General features: G+C 40.5%; 18 protein-coding genes and 1 pseudogene. 15 read left to right on the forward strand and 4 right to left on the reverse strand.

Translation table 11 applies throughout. From position 1 onward, the window contains the following. The first annotated feature begins 1 nt into the window (after position 1). From recA to H8Z77_RS10310, 11 genes are all read left to right on the forward strand, one after another. Positions 2-1,171: a recombinase RecA gene (recA, locus tag H8Z77_RS10260; RefSeq protein WP_076939101.1), complete on the forward strand. Its 1,170-nt coding sequence runs from the start codon at positions 2-4 to the stop codon at positions 1,169-1,171. Continuing rightward, entirely contained in the window at positions 1,168-1,797 is a 630-nt protein-coding gene (locus tag H8Z77_RS10265) for a regulatory protein RecX (RefSeq protein ID WP_186996937.1), read from the forward strand. Before recA ends, H8Z77_RS10265 begins: the two co-directional genes overlap by 4 nt. Before the next feature lie 4 nt (positions 1,798-1,801). After that, positions 1,802-3,142, forward strand: a complete 1,341-nt coding sequence (gene rimO, locus H8Z77_RS10270; protein WP_186996938.1) for a 30S ribosomal protein S12 methylthiotransferase RimO — start codon at positions 1,802-1,804, stop codon at positions 3,140-3,142. Further along, positions 3,139-3,702: a CDP-diacylglycerol--glycerol-3-phosphate 3-phosphatidyltransferase gene (gene pgsA, locus H8Z77_RS10275; RefSeq protein WP_069986890.1), complete on the forward strand. Its 564-nt coding sequence runs from the start codon at positions 3,139-3,141 to the stop codon at positions 3,700-3,702. Before rimO ends, pgsA begins: the two co-directional genes overlap by 4 nt. 146 nt (positions 3,703-3,848) lie before the next feature. Next, positions 3,849-4,670: a Cof-type HAD-IIB family hydrolase gene (locus H8Z77_RS10280; RefSeq protein ID WP_186996939.1), complete on the forward strand. Its 822-nt coding sequence runs from the start codon at positions 3,849-3,851 to the stop codon at positions 4,668-4,670. Between the two features lie 441 nt (positions 4,671-5,111). Further along, a complete protein-coding gene (epsC, locus tag H8Z77_RS10285; protein ID WP_069986892.1) occupies positions 5,112-5,789 on the forward strand; it encodes a serine O-acetyltransferase EpsC in 678 nt (225 codons plus the stop codon). After that, positions 5,786-7,183 (forward strand): cysteine--tRNA ligase, encoded by a 1,398-nt coding sequence (cysS, locus tag H8Z77_RS10290; protein ID WP_186996940.1) that lies wholly within the window; start codon positions 5,786-5,788, stop codon positions 7,181-7,183. Before epsC ends, cysS begins: the two co-directional genes overlap by 4 nt. Positions 7,184-7,232: 49 nt before the next feature. Beyond that, positions 7,233-8,180 (forward strand): 1-phosphofructokinase family hexose kinase, encoded by a 948-nt coding sequence (locus H8Z77_RS10295; RefSeq protein WP_186996941.1) that lies wholly within the window; start codon positions 7,233-7,235, stop codon positions 8,178-8,180. Between the two features lie 357 nt (positions 8,181-8,537). After that, complete coding sequence (locus tag H8Z77_RS10300) at positions 8,538-9,041, forward strand: peptidylprolyl isomerase (RefSeq protein WP_286165680.1); 504 nt, start codon at positions 8,538-8,540, stop codon at positions 9,039-9,041. A gap of 99 nt (positions 9,042-9,140) precedes the next feature. Further along, positions 9,141-9,713, forward strand: coding sequence for a sugar O-acetyltransferase (locus tag H8Z77_RS10305; protein ID WP_069986895.1), 573 nt, complete (start codon positions 9,141-9,143; stop codon positions 9,711-9,713). Positions 9,714-9,788: 75 nt separating this feature from the next. Next, positions 9,789-11,279 carry an NAD(P)H-hydrate dehydratase gene (locus H8Z77_RS10310; protein WP_186996942.1) on the forward strand — a complete coding sequence of 497 codons (1,491 nt, stop codon included), beginning with the start codon at positions 9,789-9,791 and terminating at the stop codon, positions 11,277-11,279. A 459-nt stretch (positions 11,280-11,738) separates the two neighbouring features. On the opposite strand, the gene H8Z77_RS10315 is transcribed toward H8Z77_RS10310, so the two are convergent. From H8Z77_RS10315 to ptsP, 4 genes are all read right to left on the reverse strand, one after another. Continuing rightward, complete coding sequence (locus H8Z77_RS10315) at positions 11,739-12,509, reverse strand: DeoR/GlpR family DNA-binding transcription regulator (RefSeq protein WP_186996943.1); 771 nt, start codon at positions 12,507-12,509, stop codon at positions 11,739-11,741. Between the two features lie 410 nt (positions 12,510-12,919). Beyond that, positions 12,920-14,182 carry an AI-2E family transporter gene (locus tag H8Z77_RS10320; RefSeq protein ID WP_069986898.1) on the reverse strand — a complete coding sequence of 421 codons (1,263 nt, stop codon included), beginning with the start codon at positions 14,180-14,182 and terminating at the stop codon, positions 12,920-12,922. Positions 14,183-14,590: 408 nt separating this feature from the next. Then, entirely contained in the window at positions 14,591-15,136 is a 546-nt protein-coding gene (locus tag H8Z77_RS10325) for an inorganic diphosphatase (RefSeq protein ID WP_069986899.1), read from the reverse strand. A 19-nt stretch (positions 15,137-15,155) separates the two neighbouring features. Further along, positions 15,156-16,802: a phosphoenolpyruvate--protein phosphotransferase gene (ptsP, locus tag H8Z77_RS10330; protein WP_186996944.1), complete on the reverse strand. Its 1,647-nt coding sequence runs from the start codon at positions 16,800-16,802 to the stop codon at positions 15,156-15,158. 562 nt (positions 16,803-17,364) lie between these two features. On the opposite strand from ptsP, the gene H8Z77_RS10335 reads away from it, so the two are divergent. The 4 genes and pseudogenes from H8Z77_RS10335 to H8Z77_RS10350 all read left to right on the forward strand — a co-directional run. Next, a complete protein-coding gene (locus H8Z77_RS10335) occupies positions 17,365-17,625 on the forward strand; it encodes an HPr family phosphocarrier protein (protein ID WP_186996945.1) in 261 nt (86 codons plus the stop codon). Between the two features lie 21 nt (positions 17,626-17,646). Next, a complete protein-coding gene (locus H8Z77_RS10340; RefSeq protein ID WP_186996946.1) occupies positions 17,647-18,462 on the forward strand; it encodes a PRD domain-containing protein in 816 nt (271 codons plus the stop codon). Positions 18,463-18,745: 283 nt separating this feature from the next. Next, the gene (locus H8Z77_RS10345) at positions 18,746-19,228 is read left to right on the forward strand and encodes a PTS sugar transporter subunit IIA (RefSeq protein WP_186996947.1); all 483 of its coding nucleotides are present in this window, start codon (positions 18,746-18,748) and stop codon (positions 19,226-19,228) included. A 28-nt stretch (positions 19,229-19,256) separates the two neighbouring features. Continuing rightward, a pseudogene (locus H8Z77_RS10350) lies at positions 19,257-20,900 on the forward strand (PTS transporter subunit EIIC); the annotation flags it as partial. Positions 20,901-21,153 lie beyond the last annotated feature (253 nt).

Below are 21,153 nucleotides of genomic sequence, written 5' to 3' on the forward strand. Positions count from 1 at the left end.
GATGGCTAAAAAAGAGGTAGGAAAAAAACAGTTTAATAAAAAAGACTTAATTGCGGATAAGAAAAAAGCGCTGGAAACCGCTTTGGAACAGATTGAACGCCAGTTTGGACAGGGAGCTGTGATGAAATTGGGGCAGTCTGCCGCCATGAATATTGAAGCGATTTCCACCGGTTCCCTGGGCATGGATATGGCATTGGGAATTGGCGGTGTACCAAGGGGAAGGATTGTAGAAATTTACGGTCCGGAATCTTCTGGTAAAACTACCGTTGCCCTTTCCATTATTGCGCAGGCGCAGAAAGATGGCGGTGAAGCTGCTTTTATCGACGTAGAACATGCGTTGGACCCAACTTATGCGGAAGCTTTGGGGGTTGACATTGATTCGTTGCTGGTTTCTCAGCCAAGTTCTGGAGAACAGGCATTGGAAATTGCGGAGGCATTGGTGCGTTCTGGTGCGATAGATGTCATTGTTATCGACTCTGTTGCTGCGATGACTACAAAAGCGGAAATTGAAGGGGAAATGGGGGATACCCACGTTGGTCTGCAAGCCCGTTTGATGTCCCAGGCGATGAGGAAGCTCACAGGAATTGTAGGAAAAACCAATTGTGTGGCGATCTTTATCAATCAGGTGCGTGAGAAAATTGGCGTCATGTACGGGAACCCAGAAACTACTCCAGGTGGCCGTGCCCTGAAATTCTATGCGTCTGTCCGGATGGAAATCCGACGTTCCGAAGCGATTAAAAATGGTAGTGCAATTATCGGTAACCGCACAAAATGTAAAGTGGTGAAAAATAAAGTGGCTCCTCCATTTAAAGAGGCGGAGTTTGATATTATGTATGGGGAAGGGATTTCTTATGTTGGGGAAGTCCTGGATATGGCAGTTAGTTTGGATATTGTAAAACGTTCCGGTGCCTGGTTCAACTACAATGGGGAACATTTAGGCCAGGGACGTGATAATTCCAAAAAATATTTAAAAGAACACCCTGAAGTATTGGAAGAACTGGCTAGCCTGATTAAACAGAACCAGGAACAGCTGGAACCTCCAAAAAAGAAAAAAACAGCGGTAGAAAAAGCGGTTTCCAAAGCGGAAGAAAAAGCGGAACCAGTCACTGCTAATACAGTGGCGGAACCCAACCTGGATATCAAACCGGATGAGGCTGATTTTGAAGGATGAGAATCACAGGGATTGAAAAGACAAAAGGCCGGAGCTACAAAATTTTTGTAGATGGAGAGTACTGGTATATCCTGCATGCGGAATTGGTAGTGGATCATAAACTAAAAGAAGGGCTTTCCGTTACAGAGGAACAGCTGGAAGAAATCCGTTATGAGGCAGATTACCGAAAAGCCAGGGAACGTGCCCTATACTTGTTGGAATACCGGGACCATTCCCGAAAAGAACTAATTGATAAACTGCTCCGTTCGGTAAATAATCTCCATATTGCGGAAGAAATAGCGGATAAAATGGAGGAATACGGTTTTTTAGATGACGAGCGGTACGCAAAAAAACTGGCGCGGGATTTCCTGGAACGGAAACGTCTAGGAAAACGGCGCGCCGGTTTTGAAATGATGAAAAAAGGGGTTTCCCGTGATCTGGCACAACAAGTGTTGGAGGAATACGAGATTGACCCCCAAGAACAGTTGGTTTCTTTGCTGGAATGCAAATATGCCCGTTATTTAGGGGATGAAAAAGGCAGACGTAAAGTGGTAAACGCTTTGTTGCGTTTAGGTCATCCTTATGATGAGATCAAGCAGGCATTGCAGCAATTTGAAGACCAACAGGAATATGATGAGGAGTTTTAGACGGATGACAATAAAAGTTGGAATGGTATCTCTGGGATGCCCCAAAAACCAGGTGGATGCGGAAATGTTGCTCAGCAATATGTCAAACTATGGCTATGCCATTACATCCAATCCAGAAGAAGCGGATGTTGTTGTAATTAACACCTGCGGCTTTATTGAAAGTGCCAAACAGGAATCCATTGATACCATATTGGATTTTTGTGAACGGAAAGGGCAAGGCAATCTAAAATGTGTGGTAGTTACTGGCTGCTTGGCGGAACGGTATCAGCAGGAGTTGGCAAAAGAGATTCCAGAAACCGATGTTGTGTTGGGGATTGGAGCAAATGGTGAAATTGCAAAAGCCATTGAACAGGCGTTAGAAGGGAAAAAGGTAGCGGCGTTTGCACCAAAATGCGAGCTTGCGTTGAATGGGGATCGCATGTTGACCACACCGCCTTACCTGGCTTATTTAAAGATTGCAGAGGGCTGTAATAACTGTTGTACGTATTGTGCTATCCCATCGATCCGTGGGCCATACCGCAGCCGCGAAATGGAGGATATCCTCAAAGAGGCGAGATGGTTGGCAGAAACCGGTGTGAAAGAACTAGTTGTGGTGGCGCAGGATACCACCCGTTATGGGGAGGATCTATATGGAGCTTCCAAATTACCGCAGTTATTAGAGCAGCTCTGCGAAATCGAGGGATTCCACTGGATCCGTGTGTTATACTGCTATCCAGAGCGGATTACAGACGAACTGCTGGATGTTATCGCAACCCAGCCAAAAATCGCAAAATATTTGGATGTTCCTATCCAGCACATCAATACATCTGTGTTAAAACGGATGAACCGCCGTAGTACTAAGGAAGAAATTTTAGATGTAATCCAAAAAATTCGCACAAAGGTACCAAATATCACATTGCGTACCTCCTTGATTGCTGGTTTCCCAGGGGAAACAGAAGAACAGTTTGAAGAATTAGTGGAGTTTGTAAAACAGGTGAAGTTTGACCGGATGGGATGCTTCGCTTACTCCCAGGAAGAGGGTACTCCAGCGGGAAGGATGCCAGAACAATTAGAAGATGCTGTAAAACAACGCCGTGCAGAACTAGTGATGTTGGAACAGCAAACCATCAATGGGGAACACAACCGTGCTTTGCTGGGAAAAACAATCGAGGTACTGGTAGAAGGCTTTGATTATGATAATAGCTGCTATTATGGGCGCAGCGAGGCGGACGCTCCAGAAATCGATGGAACAGTACTTTTTGTATCCGAGCAAGAACACGATGCAGGGGAATTTGTCACTGTTAAAATCATTGACGCAACAGAATACGACCTGATGGGTCAGGTAGTACAGGAGGAAACAGAATGAACACACCAAATAAATTGACGGTACTGCGGATTTTGCTGGTTCCATTTTTTGTAGCGTTTTTGTTGATAAAACAGATTCCGTACAATTACCTGTGGGCAACTCTGATTTTCGCGATTGCCTCGATTACCGATACCATTGATGGAAAAATGGCGCGTAAATACAATCTGGTCACCGACTTTGGAAAATTTATGGATCCATTGGCGGATAAAATTTTAGTTACCTCCGCTTTGGTTTGCTTTATTGAACTGGGTTTTGTCAACTCGATTATGGTCGTTATTATTCTGGCACGGGAGTTTATGGTAACCTCTTTGCGGCTGATTGCCAGCGGAAAAGGCAAAGTGATTGCAGCCAGCATGTGGGGAAAGGTAAAAACGGTTTCTCAAATGGTTGGGATTGTAGTGATCCTATTATTGCAGACGGTATACCAGTTCACTCCATTTGCAAGTATGGATCTCATCGTAATGATTGGTCAAATTCTCATGTGGATTGCCACCTTGTTGACTTTGATTTCCGGTGCGGAGTATATGATTTCCAACCGTGGATTTTTAAACGATAAATAGCAAAGATGGTACAACAGCAGCCTACCTGGAAAGCAATATCTTTGATAAGTTTTGCAGGAGCAGCTATAGTTGTGTGTGATTTACCAATGAAAAACAGTCTGAAATAGCCATGAAAATGGCTATTTTGTGGCATTTAGGAGATAAAAATGATTCGGCTTGTGGCAATGGATTTAGATGGAACCCTTTTTAATAGCAAACGGCAGGTTGATTTAATGACCCAGGCTGTTATCCGGCGTTATGCAAAAAGCGGGGTGATATTCGCTTTTTGTACAGGCAGGATATCCAATGAATTGCAGGATGTCATTACTATTTTACCAGAAGTACAATATGCAATTTCTTGTAATGGAGCCTATGCGGTGGATTTATGGTCGGGCAAAGAGCTTTATCAAAATACGCTTTCCATGGAGGATGTTAATAGGATTTATCAGCATTTTTCCGGCTTTCCCATGATGTTTGAACTGTTTGCGGACGGTGTGGTTTTAACCGACCAGAACTGTTTGAATTATCTGGCGCAATTCCAGTTGCGGGAGTTAGAGGGACATATCCGTAAAACAAGGAAAGGGGTTCCTGATTTTGCGGATTATTTAAAAGAGCGAACAGATCCAGTGGGGAAAATCAACATCTTTTTTGCTGGGCAGGAAATCTTGTTAAAAGCCAGGGAATGGGGAAAACAACTTCCTTACGATATGGCATACCAGACCAAAAGCAATCTGGAATTCAACCAGATTGGTGTAAAGAAAGGGAAGGGCTTAGCCCATCTTGCCCAACGGTTAGGGATATCCAAAAGTCAGGTGCTGGCAATTGGGGACAATAATAACGACCTTTCCATGAGGGAAGCAGTAGGAACACTGGTGGCAATGGAAAACGCCTGCGAGGATTTAAAAAAGATAGCTAATTTGGTCACAGCCAGCAACGATGCGGATGGGGTGGCAGTGGCGCTCAAACAGTTCCTGCCTCCTTTGGAGTGATTCACAACTAAGATTGATTTCTGTTTTTGTTTCTTGTAATTTATGCTAAAGAAAGCCAAAACAGAAACCTGTGATCAAAAATATGGTTGCAAAAAAAGAACGGTTTGTGTATAATAGTACTAATCTTGATTAAATTAAATGCGTTGGAACAGGAAAGAGTAAGTTGCCAGCCAGGCAACCAGAGAGCACCTGCCATTGGCTGAGAGCGGTGCGGTTTTGGCAGCAACCCAAGTGCGTCCTGTCAGCACAAAGGGACAAACACGGTTGTGGAGTATCCTTTTGCGGAATGCCACCGTTATCCGGCAATGTGAGTGAGAAACAAGAGTGGAACCGCGGATTATTCGCCTCTGTCAAATGTGTTTGACAGAGGTTTTTTTATTTGTTTAAAAAATTTCCGTATTTTTGCCTCACTTTTTGAATAAAATGGAAAGGGAGTTGCGTATGTTTCGACGTATACGGTATGATATCAACGCGTATAAAGAACGTGACCCAGCGGCACGTTCTGGCTTGGAAGTGCTGTTGCTCTACCCTGGTTTACATGCTGTCATCAACCATCGGGTAGCACATTTTCTTTACCGGCACAAACATTTTTTTACCGCCCGTGCTATCTCCCAGCTTTCCCGTTTTTTCACTGGTATTGAAATCCATCCCGGTGCTAAAATAGGAAAAGGGCTGGTAATCGACCATGGGTCTGGCGTTGTGATTGGAGAAACCACTGAAGTGGGGGATGACTGTACCATTTATCAGAACGTCACGTTGGGTGGTACTGGAAAAGAGAACGGAAAACGCCATCCAACTTTAGGGAACAATGTACTGGTAAGCTGTGGCGCAAGGGTATTGGGTCCATTTAAAGTGGGAGATAATGCCCGAGTGGGCGCAAATGCCGTGGTGCTGGAGGAGATTCCTCCTAATGCGACGGCGGTAGGCGTACCTGCCAAGATTGTCCGGATTAACGGCCAAAAAGTGCAAAATGCCAACAAAGAGCTGGATCAGGTTCATCTGCCCAATCCAGTGGAACAGGAAATTCAGGATCTAGTAAAACGCATTTGCGCTTTGGAACGGGAATTAAATAAGTTTACAAAACAGGATATCAAGGAAAAAGGAGCGAAAACAGAATGAAAATATATAATACTTTAACCAGACAAAAAGAGGAGTTTAAAACGATTGAACCAGGTAAAGTAACCATGTATGCCTGTGGTCCAACCGTTTATAATTTTATCCATATTGGAAATGCCCGTCCCATCTGCCTGTTTGACTGCCTGCGCAATTATTTTGAATTCCGTGGTTATGAAGTAAAATTTGTGCAAAATTTTACTGATGTGGATGATAAAATCATCAACAAGGCAAATGAAGAAGGGGTAGACGCTTCGGTTATTTCCGAACGTTATATTAAAGAATACGAAACCGATGCCCGTGGGATGAATGTTCGTCCAGCAACCATTCACCCAAAAGTAACCCAGAGTATGGATATGATTATTGATATTGTCAAACATCTGGTAGACAATGGATATGCGTATGAAGTGAACGGGGATGTATATTTTAGTACGACAAAATTTGCGGATTACGGAAAACTCTCCCATATGCCTTTGGAAGATTTGGAAGCTGGCGCCCGCATTGAAGCAAGCGACATCAAACAGCATCCAATGGATTTTGCTGTTTGGAAAGCGGCAAAACCAGGAGAGCCATATTGGGAATCTCCATGGGGAAAAGGGCGTCCAGGCTGGCACATTGAATGTTCCGCCATGGCAACCAACTATCTTGGCAAAACCATCGACCTGCACTGCGGCGGTCAGGATTTGATTTTCCCACACCATGAAAATGAAATCGCACAAAGTGAATGCGCTACCGGTGTCCCATTTGCCAACTACTGGATGCACAACGGCTATATTAATGTGGATAACCGAAAAATGTCCAAATCATTGGGGAACTTTTTCACCGTTAGGGAAGTTGCCAACAAATACGGCTATGAGCCAATCCGGTTTATGATGTTGCAAGCGCATTACCGCAGCCCAATCAACTACAACACTGAGGTCATTGAACAATGCCGTGCGGCGTTAGACCGTATGTATAAATTTAAAGAAAATCTGGATTTTGCTTTGACCAAAGCCCAGGATGGCGAATTTACCGAAGAGCAGAAAAACGCTATTTTGGCAAGGAAAGAACAATTCATCCGTGTAATGGATGATGATTTTAACACAGCTGATGGTATTTCCGCCATTTTTGAATTGATCCGCGATGTCAACCCACTGATTAGCGGGGATTCCTTGGCAAGTAAGCAGCACTTGTTATTCGCGAAAGAGATTTTTGACCAATTAACCGGCGTGCTGGGGTTATTATACGAATCCAAAAAAGAGGATGAAGTTCCAGCGGAAGTAATGGCGTTGGTAGAACAGCGCGCGGCAGCCAGAAAAGCAAAAGATTTTGTGTTGGCGGACAGCCTACGTGACCAAATTAACGAAATGGGATACCTCATTGAAGAAACTCGCCAGGGAACAAAATTGACAAAAAAATAAATATCTGGTAATCTAACAATTGTAAATTGGTAAAAGGGGGGAGTTACACATGGGGAAACCCCAGGTAATTGCTGTTACGTTAAATCCGGCTTTGGATGTTACGCTTTGGGCAAAAAGGCTTGATTTTGACGAGCCGGTAAAAGCCATATCCGAAACGGTCTATCCTGGTGGAAAAGCGGTAAACATCGCTTGTGTACTGCACTCTTTAGGAACAGAATGCCAATTGTTAGGGGTTGCGTGTAGGAATAACTTGGCCAGTATGGAACAGCTACTACAGCAAAAAGGGGTATCCTATCAATTTGTTTCCCCGCCAGGAAGTATCCGGGAAAACTTGACCCTTTGTTTGGAAGATGGTAAAGTATTAAAGGTAAACCGTACAGGGGAAAAGATTGCCCCAGAAGTGTTGGACCAAGTGTGCCAGATGATCCGTAAAAACCTGAAATCTCCACAGGATATTTTGGCTTTTTCTGGTGGAAAGCCGCCGAACCTTAGTGTGGAGCAGTATTTCCAAATGGTCCGGTCATTCCATGATTTACCCAATCCGATTACGTTGGATAATGATTTGTTTTCCTTGGAAATGGTCACCCAAATCCATCCTTTTGTCATCAAACCCAACTATGTTGAGTTTTTACATTTAACAGGATACTCCAGTTTGGAGGGAGATGAGCTGTTGTGTCAGATTGCAAGGGTTGTGAACTGTACAGACCATCTTTTGTTGAGTATGGGGGCGGATGGGGGATATTATGCGAACCAATCTGGAATTTGGAAAATAACAACCCCATCTGTACCAGTCAAGTCCACTGTTGGGGCAGGGGACACCTCCTTGGCCTGTTTCCTGACAGCGATTTTGCAAGGGAAACGTCCGGAACAGGCTGCGTTGTGGGCATTCGCCGGAGGGACAGCTTCAGTCCAGCTGGATGGTACAGGTACAATCACCCCAGAGCAGTGGCAAAAAGCCGCTACACAAACACGTTGTGATCAATTCGATCAAATATAAATTCAAAACAGGTATCCGTTTGTATGGGATGTTTGTGGCGTGTTACTGGAAATAGGCCATATAACATGCTGTAATAACTGATCAATAAATTCCCCGTGCGGATGGAACCCAGGAAAGGAAAAAATAACCATGAAAAAATTTCTCAAAGTTGCTGCAGCTGCTTTGGCAATGGTAATGACCCTTGGCTTAGTAGGTTGTAGCGGAGGCGACAAAACTGCTTCTACCAAAGAATCCAGTTCTTCCAAAACAACATCATCCCAATCTTCCAGTAAAACAACTAGTTCAAAACAGGAAGATAAATTTAGTGTACAAAGCGCAAAACCAGCGGACGCGCAAAATCCAGTTGTCACCATCACCATGCAGGATGGCAGTGTGATTAAAGCAGAATTATATCCAGATATCGCACCAAATACCGTAAACAACTTTATCTCGTTAATCAACCAGAAATTCTATGATGGTTTGACCTTCCACCGCATCATGGACGGCTTTATGATTCAGGGCGGAGATCCAAAAGGAAACGGTACTGGTGGACCTGGGTATGAAATTCCAGGAGAGTTTTCCAGCAATGGTTATGCGAAAAACGATTTAAGCCATACCAGGGGCGTTTTATCCATGGCAAGAAGCTCCATGCCGGATTCTGCCGGTTCCCAGTTCTTTATTATGCACGCAGATGCGAACTACTTAGATGGGGAATATGCCGCATTTGGTAAAGTAACCGAAGGAATGGAAGTAGTAGACCAGATTGTTGCTAACGCACAGGTTACAGATAACAATGGTACTGTAGCGAATCCTCCAGTGATTGCGACAATTACTGTGGATACCTTTGGGGTTACATATCCAGAACCAGTAAAAACAGAATAAAGAGAAAAAGGGTTGCTTCGGCAACCCTTTTTTGCTGGAACATTCCTTGTCAAATATGTTATACTAATCATAAGAATGCTGAAAGAGAGGGGTTTACCTATGGAAATGAAAGAATTTATTGCTTTTTGTAAAGAAGGAAATCCAATTGCAGGGGAAGACAAAGAACTACATGGATTATTAACGCAATGTAGCCAGGAGGCAATGAAAATTACAGCTGAGTTAAATGGTAGTTATCATGAACCGGAACAAGTGCGAGAATTATTTTGCCAGCTGACAGGTACAGAAATTGATTCAAGTTTTCTGTGCTTTCCGCCTTTTTATACCGACTTTGGAAAGAATATTACAATTGGTAAAAATGTATTTTTGAATACAGGTTGTTCTTTTCAAGACCGTGGAGGAATCGTAATTGGAGATGGTACCCAAATTGGAATGAATGTTACCATGGCAACACTGAACCATGGTTTTGACCAAGCAACTCGAAACACAACCTATCCATTTCCTATTATTATTGGAAAAAATGTATGGATTGGCTCTAATGCTACTATTGCACCAGGCGTAACCATTGGAGATAATGCGGTAATTGGTGCGGGTGCGGTTGTGACAAAGGATATTCCGGAAAACGCTGTGGCAGTTGGAGTGCCAGCAAAAGTAATCAAATATGTACAAGAGTAAGAGGAATGTGTCCAATAGAGAATCTACCATTACAGTATGGCAATGCCAATCGTTCATTAGGGAGGGAATATTTTAGTGGAAGTATTGAATCAAAATCAAATGTATCAGGCGGATCAAATGACAATTGAGACTCTTGGTATTCCAGGGGAAACTTTGATGGAAAATGCGGGGCAAGCAATTGTATCCGAGATTATCAAGGACTGGGAGATTGATACCCATATTGTGGTGCTGGCAGGAACGGGAAACAATGGTGGGGATGGAATTGTGATTGCCCGCCGTTTGTTAAACTTGGGGTATCAAGTTCAATTGTGGTTAATTCCTCCAGAGGAAAAGGTGCGGGATGCTGCAAAGGTACATCTGGAGCTTTATCACAGGCATCAGTATCCTGTATTCCATTATGGAGAAGAGTTATATCCTGCGATTCAGCAGGCAGACGTCATTGTAGACGCCCTTTTGGGGATTGGCATGGCAGGGGAACTGCGCCCTCCATATGACAGAATTGTACAGGAGGTTAACCAATCCAAGGCAAAGGTGGTTTCAGTGGATATTCCAAGCGGGGTGAATGCGGAACAGGCTATAGTATTCCAGGCAGTACGAGCGGATGTCACCTATATGGTGCAGTATCCAAAACAATCCGCTTTTTTATACCCTGCGGCTTGTTATTATGGAGAATGGAAGGTTGTGGATATTGGAATCCCACCACAAACAACAGATTCCCTGGAATACCATAAATATACCTGGGGAGAAAAAGAGTATCAATCTACTAAGATAGAACGCAGTCCAAATAGCCATAAAGGAAGTAATGGGAAAGGGCTTATCATTGGGGGAAGCTCCCATATGATAGGGGCACCGATTTTGGCGGCACAGGCTTGTATTGCCTCTGGAATTGGGCTGCTCAGCTGTGCATTCCCAAACCATATTCGTCCAGTAGCAGCACAAAAAGCAACCGAAGCTACTTTTTTGCCTTGTAAGGAACAGGATGGAAATTTAGTACAGGTAGAGATACCGGATTCCATTCAGGTGGTTGCTATCGGAATGGGATTAGGCAGGACGGAACAAACTCGCCAATTGGTAAAGAATATATTAGTACAAGATAAGCCTACGATTATTGATGCGGATGCTTTATTTTATTTGAATGAAATGTGGGGGATTGTTGACAACCGTTCTTCTGTCACTGTAGTTACTCCGCATATGGGGGAAATGGCACGACTTTGTGGTGTACCAATCGAGGAGATCCAGAAAAACCGTTTTGCGGTAAGCCGCAAATTAGCAATGCAACATGGAATTTTCGTGGTATTGAAGGGTCCATATACAATTGTCGCAACACCATCTGGGAATCAGTATATCAACACTAGTGGAAACGCAGGGCTTGCCAAAGGTGGTTCCGGCGATGTATTGAGCGGAATGATAGCAGGGCTGCTACCACGGTATCAAAATCCGCAAGAAGCAATTTCCAACGCAGTCTATCTACATGGTTTGGCTTCTGAAAAATTAGTGGAAAAAGGTTATTCATTGGATGGAATTTCCGCAGAAAAACTGATTGAAATCCTGCCATTTTTGTCATAAATAAGTTATATTTTAAGTAAATATTACGTGATAAACCTGTGTGGAGTGGCAGACCTTTCCCATCTAAATTTATTCAGGAGTAGTTTATTTGAATTTTCAGAAACTATGATTGAAAGAAACTATCACTTGTATAAAACTAACCTATTTATTTTGTTGTATGATTTTAAGAGTATTTTTTCTTTAGCTGGATAAGTATGAAAGATATGAGTTCTAATAAAACTATTATATATAAAAAGATAAATTAGACAATTGGTGAAGAAAGATACTGTTACCAGTTTAGTTCTTAAGAAAGCTTTACTATCCAATTTGATAAAATATATAATTGGTGTTGTTATCAGTTACTAATATTTCTTAATATTATTCATCAGAGATCCTAAGCTGTTTCTACATTTTCATTATCTAAAATAGATTAAAAAGAGTGCTTACTGTAAAAACAATAAGCACTCTTTTTATAATGTATTATATTACGGTTGGATATACAATTTGTACTTGATTTTCTTCAAAACAAGCGATTGTTTTATCATCTGGTTTTTGGTCGGTAACAATTGTATGAATCTGTTTTGGTTGCGCGAATGTAAATGGTAATACTTGCCCAAACTTGGAGTGGTCTAATAAAACAACAATATGCTGTGCCATTTGTATGACAGTTTGTTTTAAAATACATTCTTCAATGTAGGCATTGGTAAAACCACTTTCCGGAGAAAAACCACTAGCGGATAAAAACGCAATATCAAGATTAATTTGTTTTAAATTTTCCAGAGCCATTGGCCCTGTAACCGAAAGGGTACGGGGATTTACTGGCCCCCCTAATGAAATTGTTTGAATTTCTGGATGTTTACAGAGCTCAAGTGCAATGTTAGGGGCGTTGGTAACCGCATGTAGCTTATATTTTCCAATTTGTTTTACCAACTCCATAATTGTACTGCCTGCCTCGAAATAGGCCGATTGGTTTGCAGGGATCATATGCCGGGACAACTGTGCAATAGTAGTTTTTGCAGAAAGATTAAGATGGGAACGGGATTCAAAATCGTATTTATGTGGTACTACTTCAGGCACACGCCGGGCCCCACCATGGGTACGAACCAGTAAACCTTGTTCAGCCATTTCATCCAAATCTCTGCGTACGGTCATTTCTGATACTTCCGGAAGAGCTGCATGGATTTCTGTGATTCTGATTTCGTTTTGCTGGCGCAATTTTCTTAAAATAAACTCTTGTCTGTCCTGCTTCAAAATAATCCCTCCTTTTTCGTTTGTTTTTGTAGTGAAAATGGGTCTCCCTTTTCCATTTTAGTATAACAGATTGTAGCATAAAAGGAAAGGAACTATTTAAAAAATTATGCACATTTTAGTTAAATTTGTTAAATTTATACGAAAAACAATAAGTGATATTTGGAATCCAATTGTTTGAAATGGCTTTACTATTACAAGTAAATGTGCTATAATATTACAAGATGCTGTAATATTATAGAATTATCCTCAAAAGTAGAGCAATAACAAGATGCAAAAAGTCTATCTGTCAGAGATAGGAAAGAGAATTGGAAGAAAACAAAAAGAGCGGGATTGCGCTGTTAGGCATCCCGCTCTTTTGTTTTTTCGCATAGTTACTACCACATTGCCTAACCACCAAATGTACAATTGATTTATTGGTCCGCTTTTGCGTTGTTAGTAGGGTTTGATTCCTCAGAATTTTCCGCCGGTTTTATTGGTGGCTTCCCTCCCTTCATATAGAGGTAATCCGCTGTATTGATCGAGAAACCTTTTTTGCTTAACCGGTTATTGATGAAACGACTGACTAAGGTATAGATAACAGCAAATACTGGCACACCAATAAACATACCAACAAAACCAAATAAAGTGCCAAACGCTAAGATAGCAAAAACAACCCAGAATGCGCTTAACCCTGTACGGTCTCCTACAATTTTAGGAACTAATATATTGCCGTCAAATTGCTGTAGGGCAATAATAAATATAATAAAAATCAAACATTTTTTCGGGTCTATCAGTAGCAATAAAAACGCACTTGGAATTGCGCCAATAAATGGCCCGAAAAATGGAATGACATTTGTGGTACCCACAATAGCGCCGATTAAAATGGCGTAGGGTTTGTAGATAAAAGAGGTTCCAATGGTACATAAAATTCCCACAATAATTGCGTCAATAATCTGCCCACGGATAAATCCGCCAAATACCGTATTGGTTTCTTTAATAAGATTGATAAAGGAAGTGGCAAAAGAGGATGGAAACAATGCTACCACTACTTTTTTGCTCTGTGCAATAAAACGCTCTTTCGAGTATAAAACATAAATGGAAATGATAATTCCCACCAACATATTTTTTAATACACTGATAAAATCAATTACACCCGAAGTTAAATTACCCAATAATTTTTGTAAACTTGGCAGAATAGCATTGGATAACTGCTGTATATAGGTCATAATTCCTTCCAATTGTGCATCAATAAAATTGGCAATGGAAGGATTGTCATGCAATAAGCTGGTAAAATAGTCGCTGGCTTCCCTGATATAACTTGGTGCATTGTTGAATAGGCCAATAATACTGATTAACAATTGTGGCAACAACAATGTCAACAGTCCTGCGAAAGCCGCAATAGCAATAATCATTGAGATAGAAAGAGCCAATACTCGAATCAGCGTTTTTTTGTGTTTAAAATCTTTTTTTACAAAAAGTCGGTGGAATACCTTTTGTTCAAAAAAATCTACGATTGGGTTGAGTAAATACGCAATCGTAAACCCAACAAAGAACGGCATTAATATTCCAATAATAATTTGCAGAAAATTGCCGATTTCAAATGTATCAATACATTTTTGAAACAACACGCAGGCTGCAAATGTAAGAAAAATCATAATACCAAAGGAAAAATATTTATGGTTTTTCAGTTTCATATGATTTCTCCTTTACCTTTTAGAATGTTTATCAATACCATTATACCTGTTTTTACATGAGATTGCCATAGGTTTTTGATTTGTTTACAGTTTACTAGAAAATAAATTATATTTATCTAACTTGCCGTTTAAAAATGAAAACCCTAACGAAAAGATTTATGTAGAGGATGTTCCCATCTCTATCCTTAACAAAAAACAGAAAACAGTAAATATTATTCATAATACAGTAATTTACTTGATAAAAAAACGCTATATAAACTATGTTTTTATGCTTATATCTAATTTAGAAGGTAATTACATGGGGAACAGTGTATTTGTTTTGGGTTTTTAGAACCACAGAAATGTCCCTATTTTTAGTTTCTTACCATAAAAACGAGCCTATCCTCCTAATAGATAGGCTTGTTCTTACTATTGTTCCTCTTTTTTGACTCCAAATTTTTGATTATAACGTTGAATGCACTCATAGATAATTTTAGTTGCCACCTGCCAGTTTTGGACTTCGTCCACAACAGTTTCTTTGTGTTCCAGTGCTTTATATACACTGAAAAAATGGGACATTTCACTAAAGATATGTTTTGGCAGCTGATTGATATCAGTATATTCTCGGTAAGTGGGTTCGTTATAGGGGATGGCAATGATTTTTTCATCCCTTTTACCACCATCCATCATGCTGATTACTCCAATCGGGTAACAGCGAACCAGAGTTAATGGTTCAATTGGTTCTGTGCAAAGTACCAATACATCCAATGGGTCTCCATCATCCCCATACGTACGGGGAATAAAACCGTAATTAGCAGGATAGTGGGTAGAGGTATATAGGATACGGTCTAGAATAATCAAACCGGTTTCCTTATCCAGTTCATATTTTTTCTTGCTGCCAGATGGGATTTCAATCACCGCGATAAAATCGGAAGGTGAAATCCGTTTAGGATTAATATCATGCCAAATATTCATTGTAAGCCTCCGTATTCTTTTATCCTTTTGGTATTACTTTGGATACATCTGTTTGCCTTATTTTTTGGCGTAGTTTGAGCACAGAAGAAGGGGAAACAGAGAGTTCGTCAATGCCCATTGCTAAGAATGTTTCTGTCATGTCCAAATCTGCCCCTAATTCACCGCAAATACCGATCCATATTCCATTTTTATGGGCATTATCCGCTGCCATACGGATCAGGCGTAGGATTGCTGGGTGATGTGGCTGGTAAAAGCGGTCCAGTTTTGGATTTTGGCGGTCAATCGCCAATGTGTATTGGGTTAAATCATTGGTTCCTACACTGAAGAAATCCACTTCTTTTGCCAATTGGTCACTGATCACTGCGGCTGCTGGAGTTTCAATCATGATTCCAAGCTCAACGGATGGGTCAAAAGGTACACCAGCCTCTTTCAATTCATTTCGTACTTGTGCAGCAATTTCCTTTATCTGTTTTACTTCTTCTACCGAAGTTATCATTGGAAACATTATTGCGATTTTTCCAAATGCGGAAGCGCGGTATAAAGCGCGTAATTGGGTGTGGAACAGTTCTGGCCTGGTTAAACAAATTCGGATTGCCCGATAGCCCATAGCGGGATTATCCTCTTTTGGCAGTTGGAAATAATCAATGTTTTTATCAGCCCCAATATCCAGGGTACGGATAATTACTTTTTTCCCTGCCATGTTTTCCGCTACAGTGCGATATGCTTGAAACTGTTCTTCCTCAGTGGGATAATCCTGGTTTTCTAAATAGAGGAACTCACTGCGGAACAAGCCAATCCCTTCCGCATCGTAGTTTAAAGCGGCAACGGTATCGGTGACACTTCCTATATTAGCATATAAATGGATAGTTTGTCCATCTAAGGTAATGCTTGGCTGACCTTTTAATTCCGCCAACAAAGAATTTTCCCGATCCAGCTCCATTTTTTTCAGGCGCATTGTATCAAAAGTAGCAGTATCCGGATTGATATAAACATTACCTGTTTCTCCATCTACAATAATGTCTTTTCCCTCAAAATCTGGTTTTAGTTGATCCCCTACACCAATAATTGCGGGGATATTCATTGTTCTTGCTAAAATAGCGGTATGGGAATTTGAAGAGCCCTTTCTAGTGACAAACGCAAGCACTTTTGTCTTATCTAACTGGACAGTTTCGCTGGGGGCTAGGTCATCTGCCGCGATAATACATGGTTCTGTAAACGAGTAACTTTGCTCAGTGTTTCCCATTAAAATATGGATTAATTTTTCAGAGATGTCCTTTACATCAGCAGCCCTTGCCTGCAAATAAGGGTCATCCATAGAGGAAAACATGGCAGAAAAATTATCCGCTGTTTTGGCGACAGCATACTCTGCGTTTACCTGCTGGGAACAAACTATATTGGTAATGGATTCGCAATAATCCAAATCTTCCAGCATCATCTGATGGATTTCAAAAATCATGGCATTTTCTTCCCCTACCTCTGATAACGCTTTTTGATATAAAATTTGGAGTTGTTCCATTGCCTGTTTTTTTGCTTCTTCAAATCGCTTTAGTTCAGCGGAAGTATCCTGTACCTTGTGGCGTTCTACCTGCTGTTGCATTTTTTGGAAAAAAGACAATTTCCCAAATGCCACTCCTTCTACAACGCCTTTTCCTTTGATGGTAATCATGTCTGATTAAACTCCTTTCCGTTGGCTGTTCTAAAATAGAAAAACCCAAACAAAAAGGGTCAGCCTGTTCACCTACCTTTTTGTTTGGGTTATTGCTTAACTAAATAATAACACGCCCCAAATATTTTGGTTTTCACCTAGATTATAGCAGAGAAGCCTTTTTTTGTCCATTGTTAAATTGTTGCAAAATTTAAATTTAGATTGGTGAATCTGCTAATAGTATATGTTGCTTTTTCAATTTTATAGGAATTGGACTGGAGTTAGCCGGAAATCGGTTTAAAGTTTTTGAAAGAGAGCTGATTTGTAAAAAATAAAACAAATCGTAGATTTTAACAATTAATGCGATTACTATTTGTAATAACTTCCAAAATTATTAAAATGCTATTGACTTTATAGATGGTATGCCCCATAATAAAAGCAGAATTAAAATTCAGTGTGTTACTGATTCGATCAGGCATGAACTGAAACATGCACGGCTATCCCCTGTGCTTGTTTTATGTTCATGCCTTTTTTGCTGTGTTAGTAGTAAAAACAATGCAATGTGAATTAGGAGGTTATTATTATGAGAGCGTTTCAGTATGTAATCAAAGATGAAAATGGTATTCACGCACGACCAGCTGGATTGTTGGTAAAAAAAGTTTCTGTTTTGGAAGATTGTATAGTAACAATCCAAAAAGGGGAACGTTCTGCGGATGCCCGCAAATTATTTGCACTTATGAGTCTTGGTGTAGTATGTGGGGATGAAATTACAGTAAAGGTAAACGGTGGGGATGAAATTGCCGCTGAAAAAGAGATAAAAGAATTTTTTGAACAAAATCTATAGAACAAAAAAAGGAGGAAGTCCATGGAATACCAGGTGGTTAAGGCGATTAACAATAATGTCATACTTGCCAAAGAAGTTGATTCAAGTGAGCAGGTAATGCTGATGTCAAAAGGCATTGGTTTTCATCGAAAACCAGGGGATTCCATTTCTGATCAGGTGGGTTCCCAGGAAATCTTTAAATTTTGGAATAAGCCAAATATGATTTCCCATACCAGTTATGATTTCAATCAATTGGAACAGGTGGTGCGTCAAATTGTAGAGCAGGTCCACCAACGTATGGGAGTAGAACCGGATTTGCTTTATCAACCTTTGTTGGATCATATTTCTTTTTCGTTGGACCGTATTAACTTTGGACTTCCTCTGGACAATCCTTATGGTACGGAAATTTCGGTTCTATATTCAATGGAGTATTCCTTTGCGAAATTGGCAGTAGAACATATTAGAAAAGAGCTGGGAGTAGATTTAGGGGAAAACGAAGTCGGTTTGATGGCATTGCATTTTAATACCGCCCGAAAACGTCGGACGATGAGTGTGACAATGGAACGTGTTAATCTTTTTAATGCCATTAGCACAATTTTAGAAGAACAGTTGGAATTATACGGTCAGGAACGGGAATTGGAGTTAAGGATTTTTCTTCTCTCATTAAATAATATGCTCCATCGCTGCTCCAATGGGGAAGTGTATTTGATGCCATGCAAACGTCAGGTTTTTGTTTCCATGAAAGAGAGCTATGAAATTGCAAAGGAAATTTCTACTTTGATTGAAGCAAAAATTGGAATCCATTTAAATGACGATTGTATTGCATATTTGACAGTAGAAGTACAAAAAATAGTGTGAAATACCATGTTTTGCTTATTTTCACACATGTACTACCTTGTAATTAGTGTTACAATTGAATTTTTGTGTATTTTTATTTTGCTCTATTGACATACTAGTGTTATCTGTAATGTTTTCATTCCTAGTTTTATCATAAGTAGTGCTAGTGAAAACAAAAGTTTATCTGCTATAAAAAAGAAATTTTTGATTAAAAGCTATAAATGGTTCTATTTTATTTTATTATGGCACGTTTCGGTGCTTTGTAATTAAAAATTGACAGGATGATCATGAAAGGAAAATGAATATGTTTGGTTTTGGTAAGAAAAAAACAGCAAAGGAAATTCTAGCAACACAAAGTGGGAGTTTAGTTCCCATGGAACAAGTACCAGATGATGTATTTGCAAAAAAAATTTTAGGAGACGGCATTGCAGTACTACCTACAGATGGAAAGGTAGTTTCTCCAGTAGACGGCGTAATCTCTAATGTGACTGATACCCTTCATGCCTATGGGATTGCTTCTGATGATGGACTGGATATTTTGGTTCATATTGGTGTAAATACCGTAGAGTTAAAAGGGGAGGGTTTTCAGGCCTTGGTCAAAGAAGGAGACCATGTAAAAGCTGGAGACCCTTTGGCGCAGGTGGATTTGGAACTGGTTGCGTCAAAAGGTTATCCGCTGCATACGCCCATTATTATTACCAATATAGATGAGATTACAGATCTTCACTTTGAGCAAGGGGATACTATTGCTGGAGAAACCGTAGTGATGACTTACCATCATGCGTAGATAAACAATAATAGAAAGAAGGATTATAATGGCTGAACATAGTCTGAAAAAAGACCGCTCTGTTTTTTCGCTCTTACAGCGGATTGGACGGTCATTTATGTTGCCAATTGCACTGCTGCCTGTAGCTGGCTTGCTGTTGGGGATTGGCGCATCGTTTACGAATGCAACCATGATCGAAGCTTATGGATTGGAAAATATCCTGGGCGATGGCACCGTATTGCATGCAATTTTACAGGTAATGAATTCCGCTGGTCAGGTTATATTTGATAACTTGCCAATTTTATTCGCCATGGGTGTTGCCCTTGGAATGGCGGAAAAAGAAAAAGAAGTTGCAACATTATCCGCTGCAATCGCTTATTTTGCGATGAACGCCACCATAAACGCAATGCTTAAAATTTCTGGGCAAATCCTACCAGATGGAAGTATTTCCCCTGATGTTATGCAAGGCGCAATTGGCTCCGCTACTGGTATTATGTCCTTACAGATGGGTGTCTTTGGTGGTATTATTGTTGGGCTTGGTGTTGCCGCATTACACAACCGTTTTTATAAAATAAAATTGCCAACTGTATTGTCTTTCTTTGGAGGAACCCGCTTTGTCCCTATTATTTCCACTGTTGTTTATGTTTTAGTAGGTGCTTTGATGTTCTTCCTGTGGCCATTTATCCAAAAAGGGATTTACGCATTAGGAGGATTAGTACTCAGCTCCGGCTATGCGGGAACTTTTATTTATGGTGTGTTGGAACGTGCTTTGATTCCATTTGGTTTGCACCATGTGTTCTATTTACCATTCTGGCAGACTGGCTTAGGCGGAAGCATGATGATCGACGGTGTGAACATTATGGGTGCGCAAAATATTTTCTTCGCACAATTGGCTTCCCCAACTACGCAAGAATTTAGTGTGGAAGCAACCCGCTTTATGACAGGTAAATTCCCATTGATGATGTTTGGTCTACCAGGTGCGGCGTTGGCGATGTATTCCTGCGCAAAATCTAGCAAGAAAAAAATTGTGGGTGGTTTGTTGTTATCCGCAGCTTTAACAGCATTTTTAACCGGTATTACCGAACCGTTGGAATTTACCTTCCTGTTTGTTGCACCAGCTTTATATGCAATCCATTGTGTATTTGCTGGGTTGGCTTATATGTTGATGCATCTCCTCAATGTCACCATTGGCATGACTTTTTCTGGTGGTGTAATTGACTTCCTGTTGTTTGGCGTTTTACAGGGGAATGAAAAAACCAATTGGTTATTGGTCATCCCTGTTGGTATTGCCTATTTTGTCATTTACTATTTCCTATTCCGGTTCTTAATCAAGAAATTTAATTTAAAAACTCCAGGACGGGAAGACGATGGGGAAGAAACCAAACTATTTACCCGTAAAGATGTGGACGCAAGAAAAAATCAGGAAAAGAATGTAGATAATAAACAAGCTACGTCATCTGGCTCTGAAACATCCGCTCTTATTTTAGAAGGGCTTGGTGGTATGGAGAATATTAAAAACTTGGATTGTTGCGCTACCCGTTTACGTGTTACTGTAAATGATAGCGGAAAAGTACAGGATAGTTTATTAAAACAGAGTGGGGCAGCAGGGGTCATTCACAAAGGCGATGGTGTTCAGGTGATTTATGGACCACGTGTTACAGTAATAAAAAGTGAACTAGAAGATTATATTGACCATTTATCTTAGATTTTGTCTCCATTCCTGTATCTGATAAACAGGAATGGAGCTTTTCATATAATAAAAACCTATTTCAAAATTACCAATGTTCCGCACAAATAATCAGCAATATTGCTAAAAAGAAGAAATTACCATAGAATCTCTTGACAATACCAATTAGCTTGATATAATAAAATTAAGAATAATTATCAATTTGATAGTTGATATCTATATTGTAGCAATCAACTATATTGGAACAAGGGGGAGGTCT

Source organism: Clostridium facile, from assembly GCF_014297275.1.
GTDB lineage: Bacteria > Bacillota > Clostridia > Oscillospirales > Ruminococcaceae > Massilioclostridium > Massilioclostridium facile.

Excerpts from the sequence above, each read along its gene's own strand:
- recA (WP_076939101.1), top strand. The coding sequence starts at position 2 with ATGGCTAAAAAAGAGGTAGGAAAAAAACAGTTTAATAAAAAAGACTTA.
- H8Z77_RS10265 (WP_186996937.1), top strand. The coding sequence starts at position 1,168 with ATGAGAATCACAGGGATTGAAAAGACAAAAGGCCGGAGCTACAAAATT.
- rimO (WP_186996938.1), top strand. The coding sequence starts at position 1,802 with ATGACAATAAAAGTTGGAATGGTATCTCTGGGATGCCCCAAAAACCAG.
- pgsA (WP_069986890.1), top strand. The coding sequence starts at position 3,139 with ATGAACACACCAAATAAATTGACGGTACTGCGGATTTTGCTGGTTCCA.
- H8Z77_RS10280 (WP_186996939.1), top strand. The coding sequence starts at position 3,849 with ATGATTCGGCTTGTGGCAATGGATTTAGATGGAACCCTTTTTAATAGC.
- epsC (WP_069986892.1), top strand. The coding sequence starts at position 5,112 with ATGTTTCGACGTATACGGTATGATATCAACGCGTATAAAGAACGTGAC.
- cysS (WP_186996940.1), top strand. The coding sequence starts at position 5,786 with ATGAAAATATATAATACTTTAACCAGACAAAAAGAGGAGTTTAAAACG.
- H8Z77_RS10295 (WP_186996941.1), top strand. The coding sequence starts at position 7,233 with ATGGGGAAACCCCAGGTAATTGCTGTTACGTTAAATCCGGCTTTGGAT.
- H8Z77_RS10300 (WP_286165680.1), top strand. The coding sequence starts at position 8,538 with ATGCAGGATGGCAGTGTGATTAAAGCAGAATTATATCCAGATATCGCA.
- H8Z77_RS10305 (WP_069986895.1), top strand. The coding sequence starts at position 9,141 with ATGGAAATGAAAGAATTTATTGCTTTTTGTAAAGAAGGAAATCCAATT.
- H8Z77_RS10320 (WP_069986898.1), bottom strand. The coding sequence starts at position 14,182 with ATGAAACTGAAAAACCATAAATATTTTTCCTTTGGTATTATGATTTTT.
- H8Z77_RS10325 (WP_069986899.1), bottom strand. The coding sequence starts at position 15,136 with ATGAATATTTGGCATGATATTAATCCTAAACGGATTTCACCTTCCGAT.
- ptsP (WP_186996944.1), bottom strand. The coding sequence starts at position 16,802 with ATGATTACCATCAAAGGAAAAGGCGTTGTAGAAGGAGTGGCATTTGGG.
- H8Z77_RS10335 (WP_186996945.1), top strand. The coding sequence starts at position 17,365 with ATGAGAGCGTTTCAGTATGTAATCAAAGATGAAAATGGTATTCACGCA.
- H8Z77_RS10340 (WP_186996946.1), top strand. The coding sequence starts at position 17,647 with ATGGAATACCAGGTGGTTAAGGCGATTAACAATAATGTCATACTTGCC.
- H8Z77_RS10345 (WP_186996947.1), top strand. The coding sequence starts at position 18,746 with ATGTTTGGTTTTGGTAAGAAAAAAACAGCAAAGGAAATTCTAGCAACA.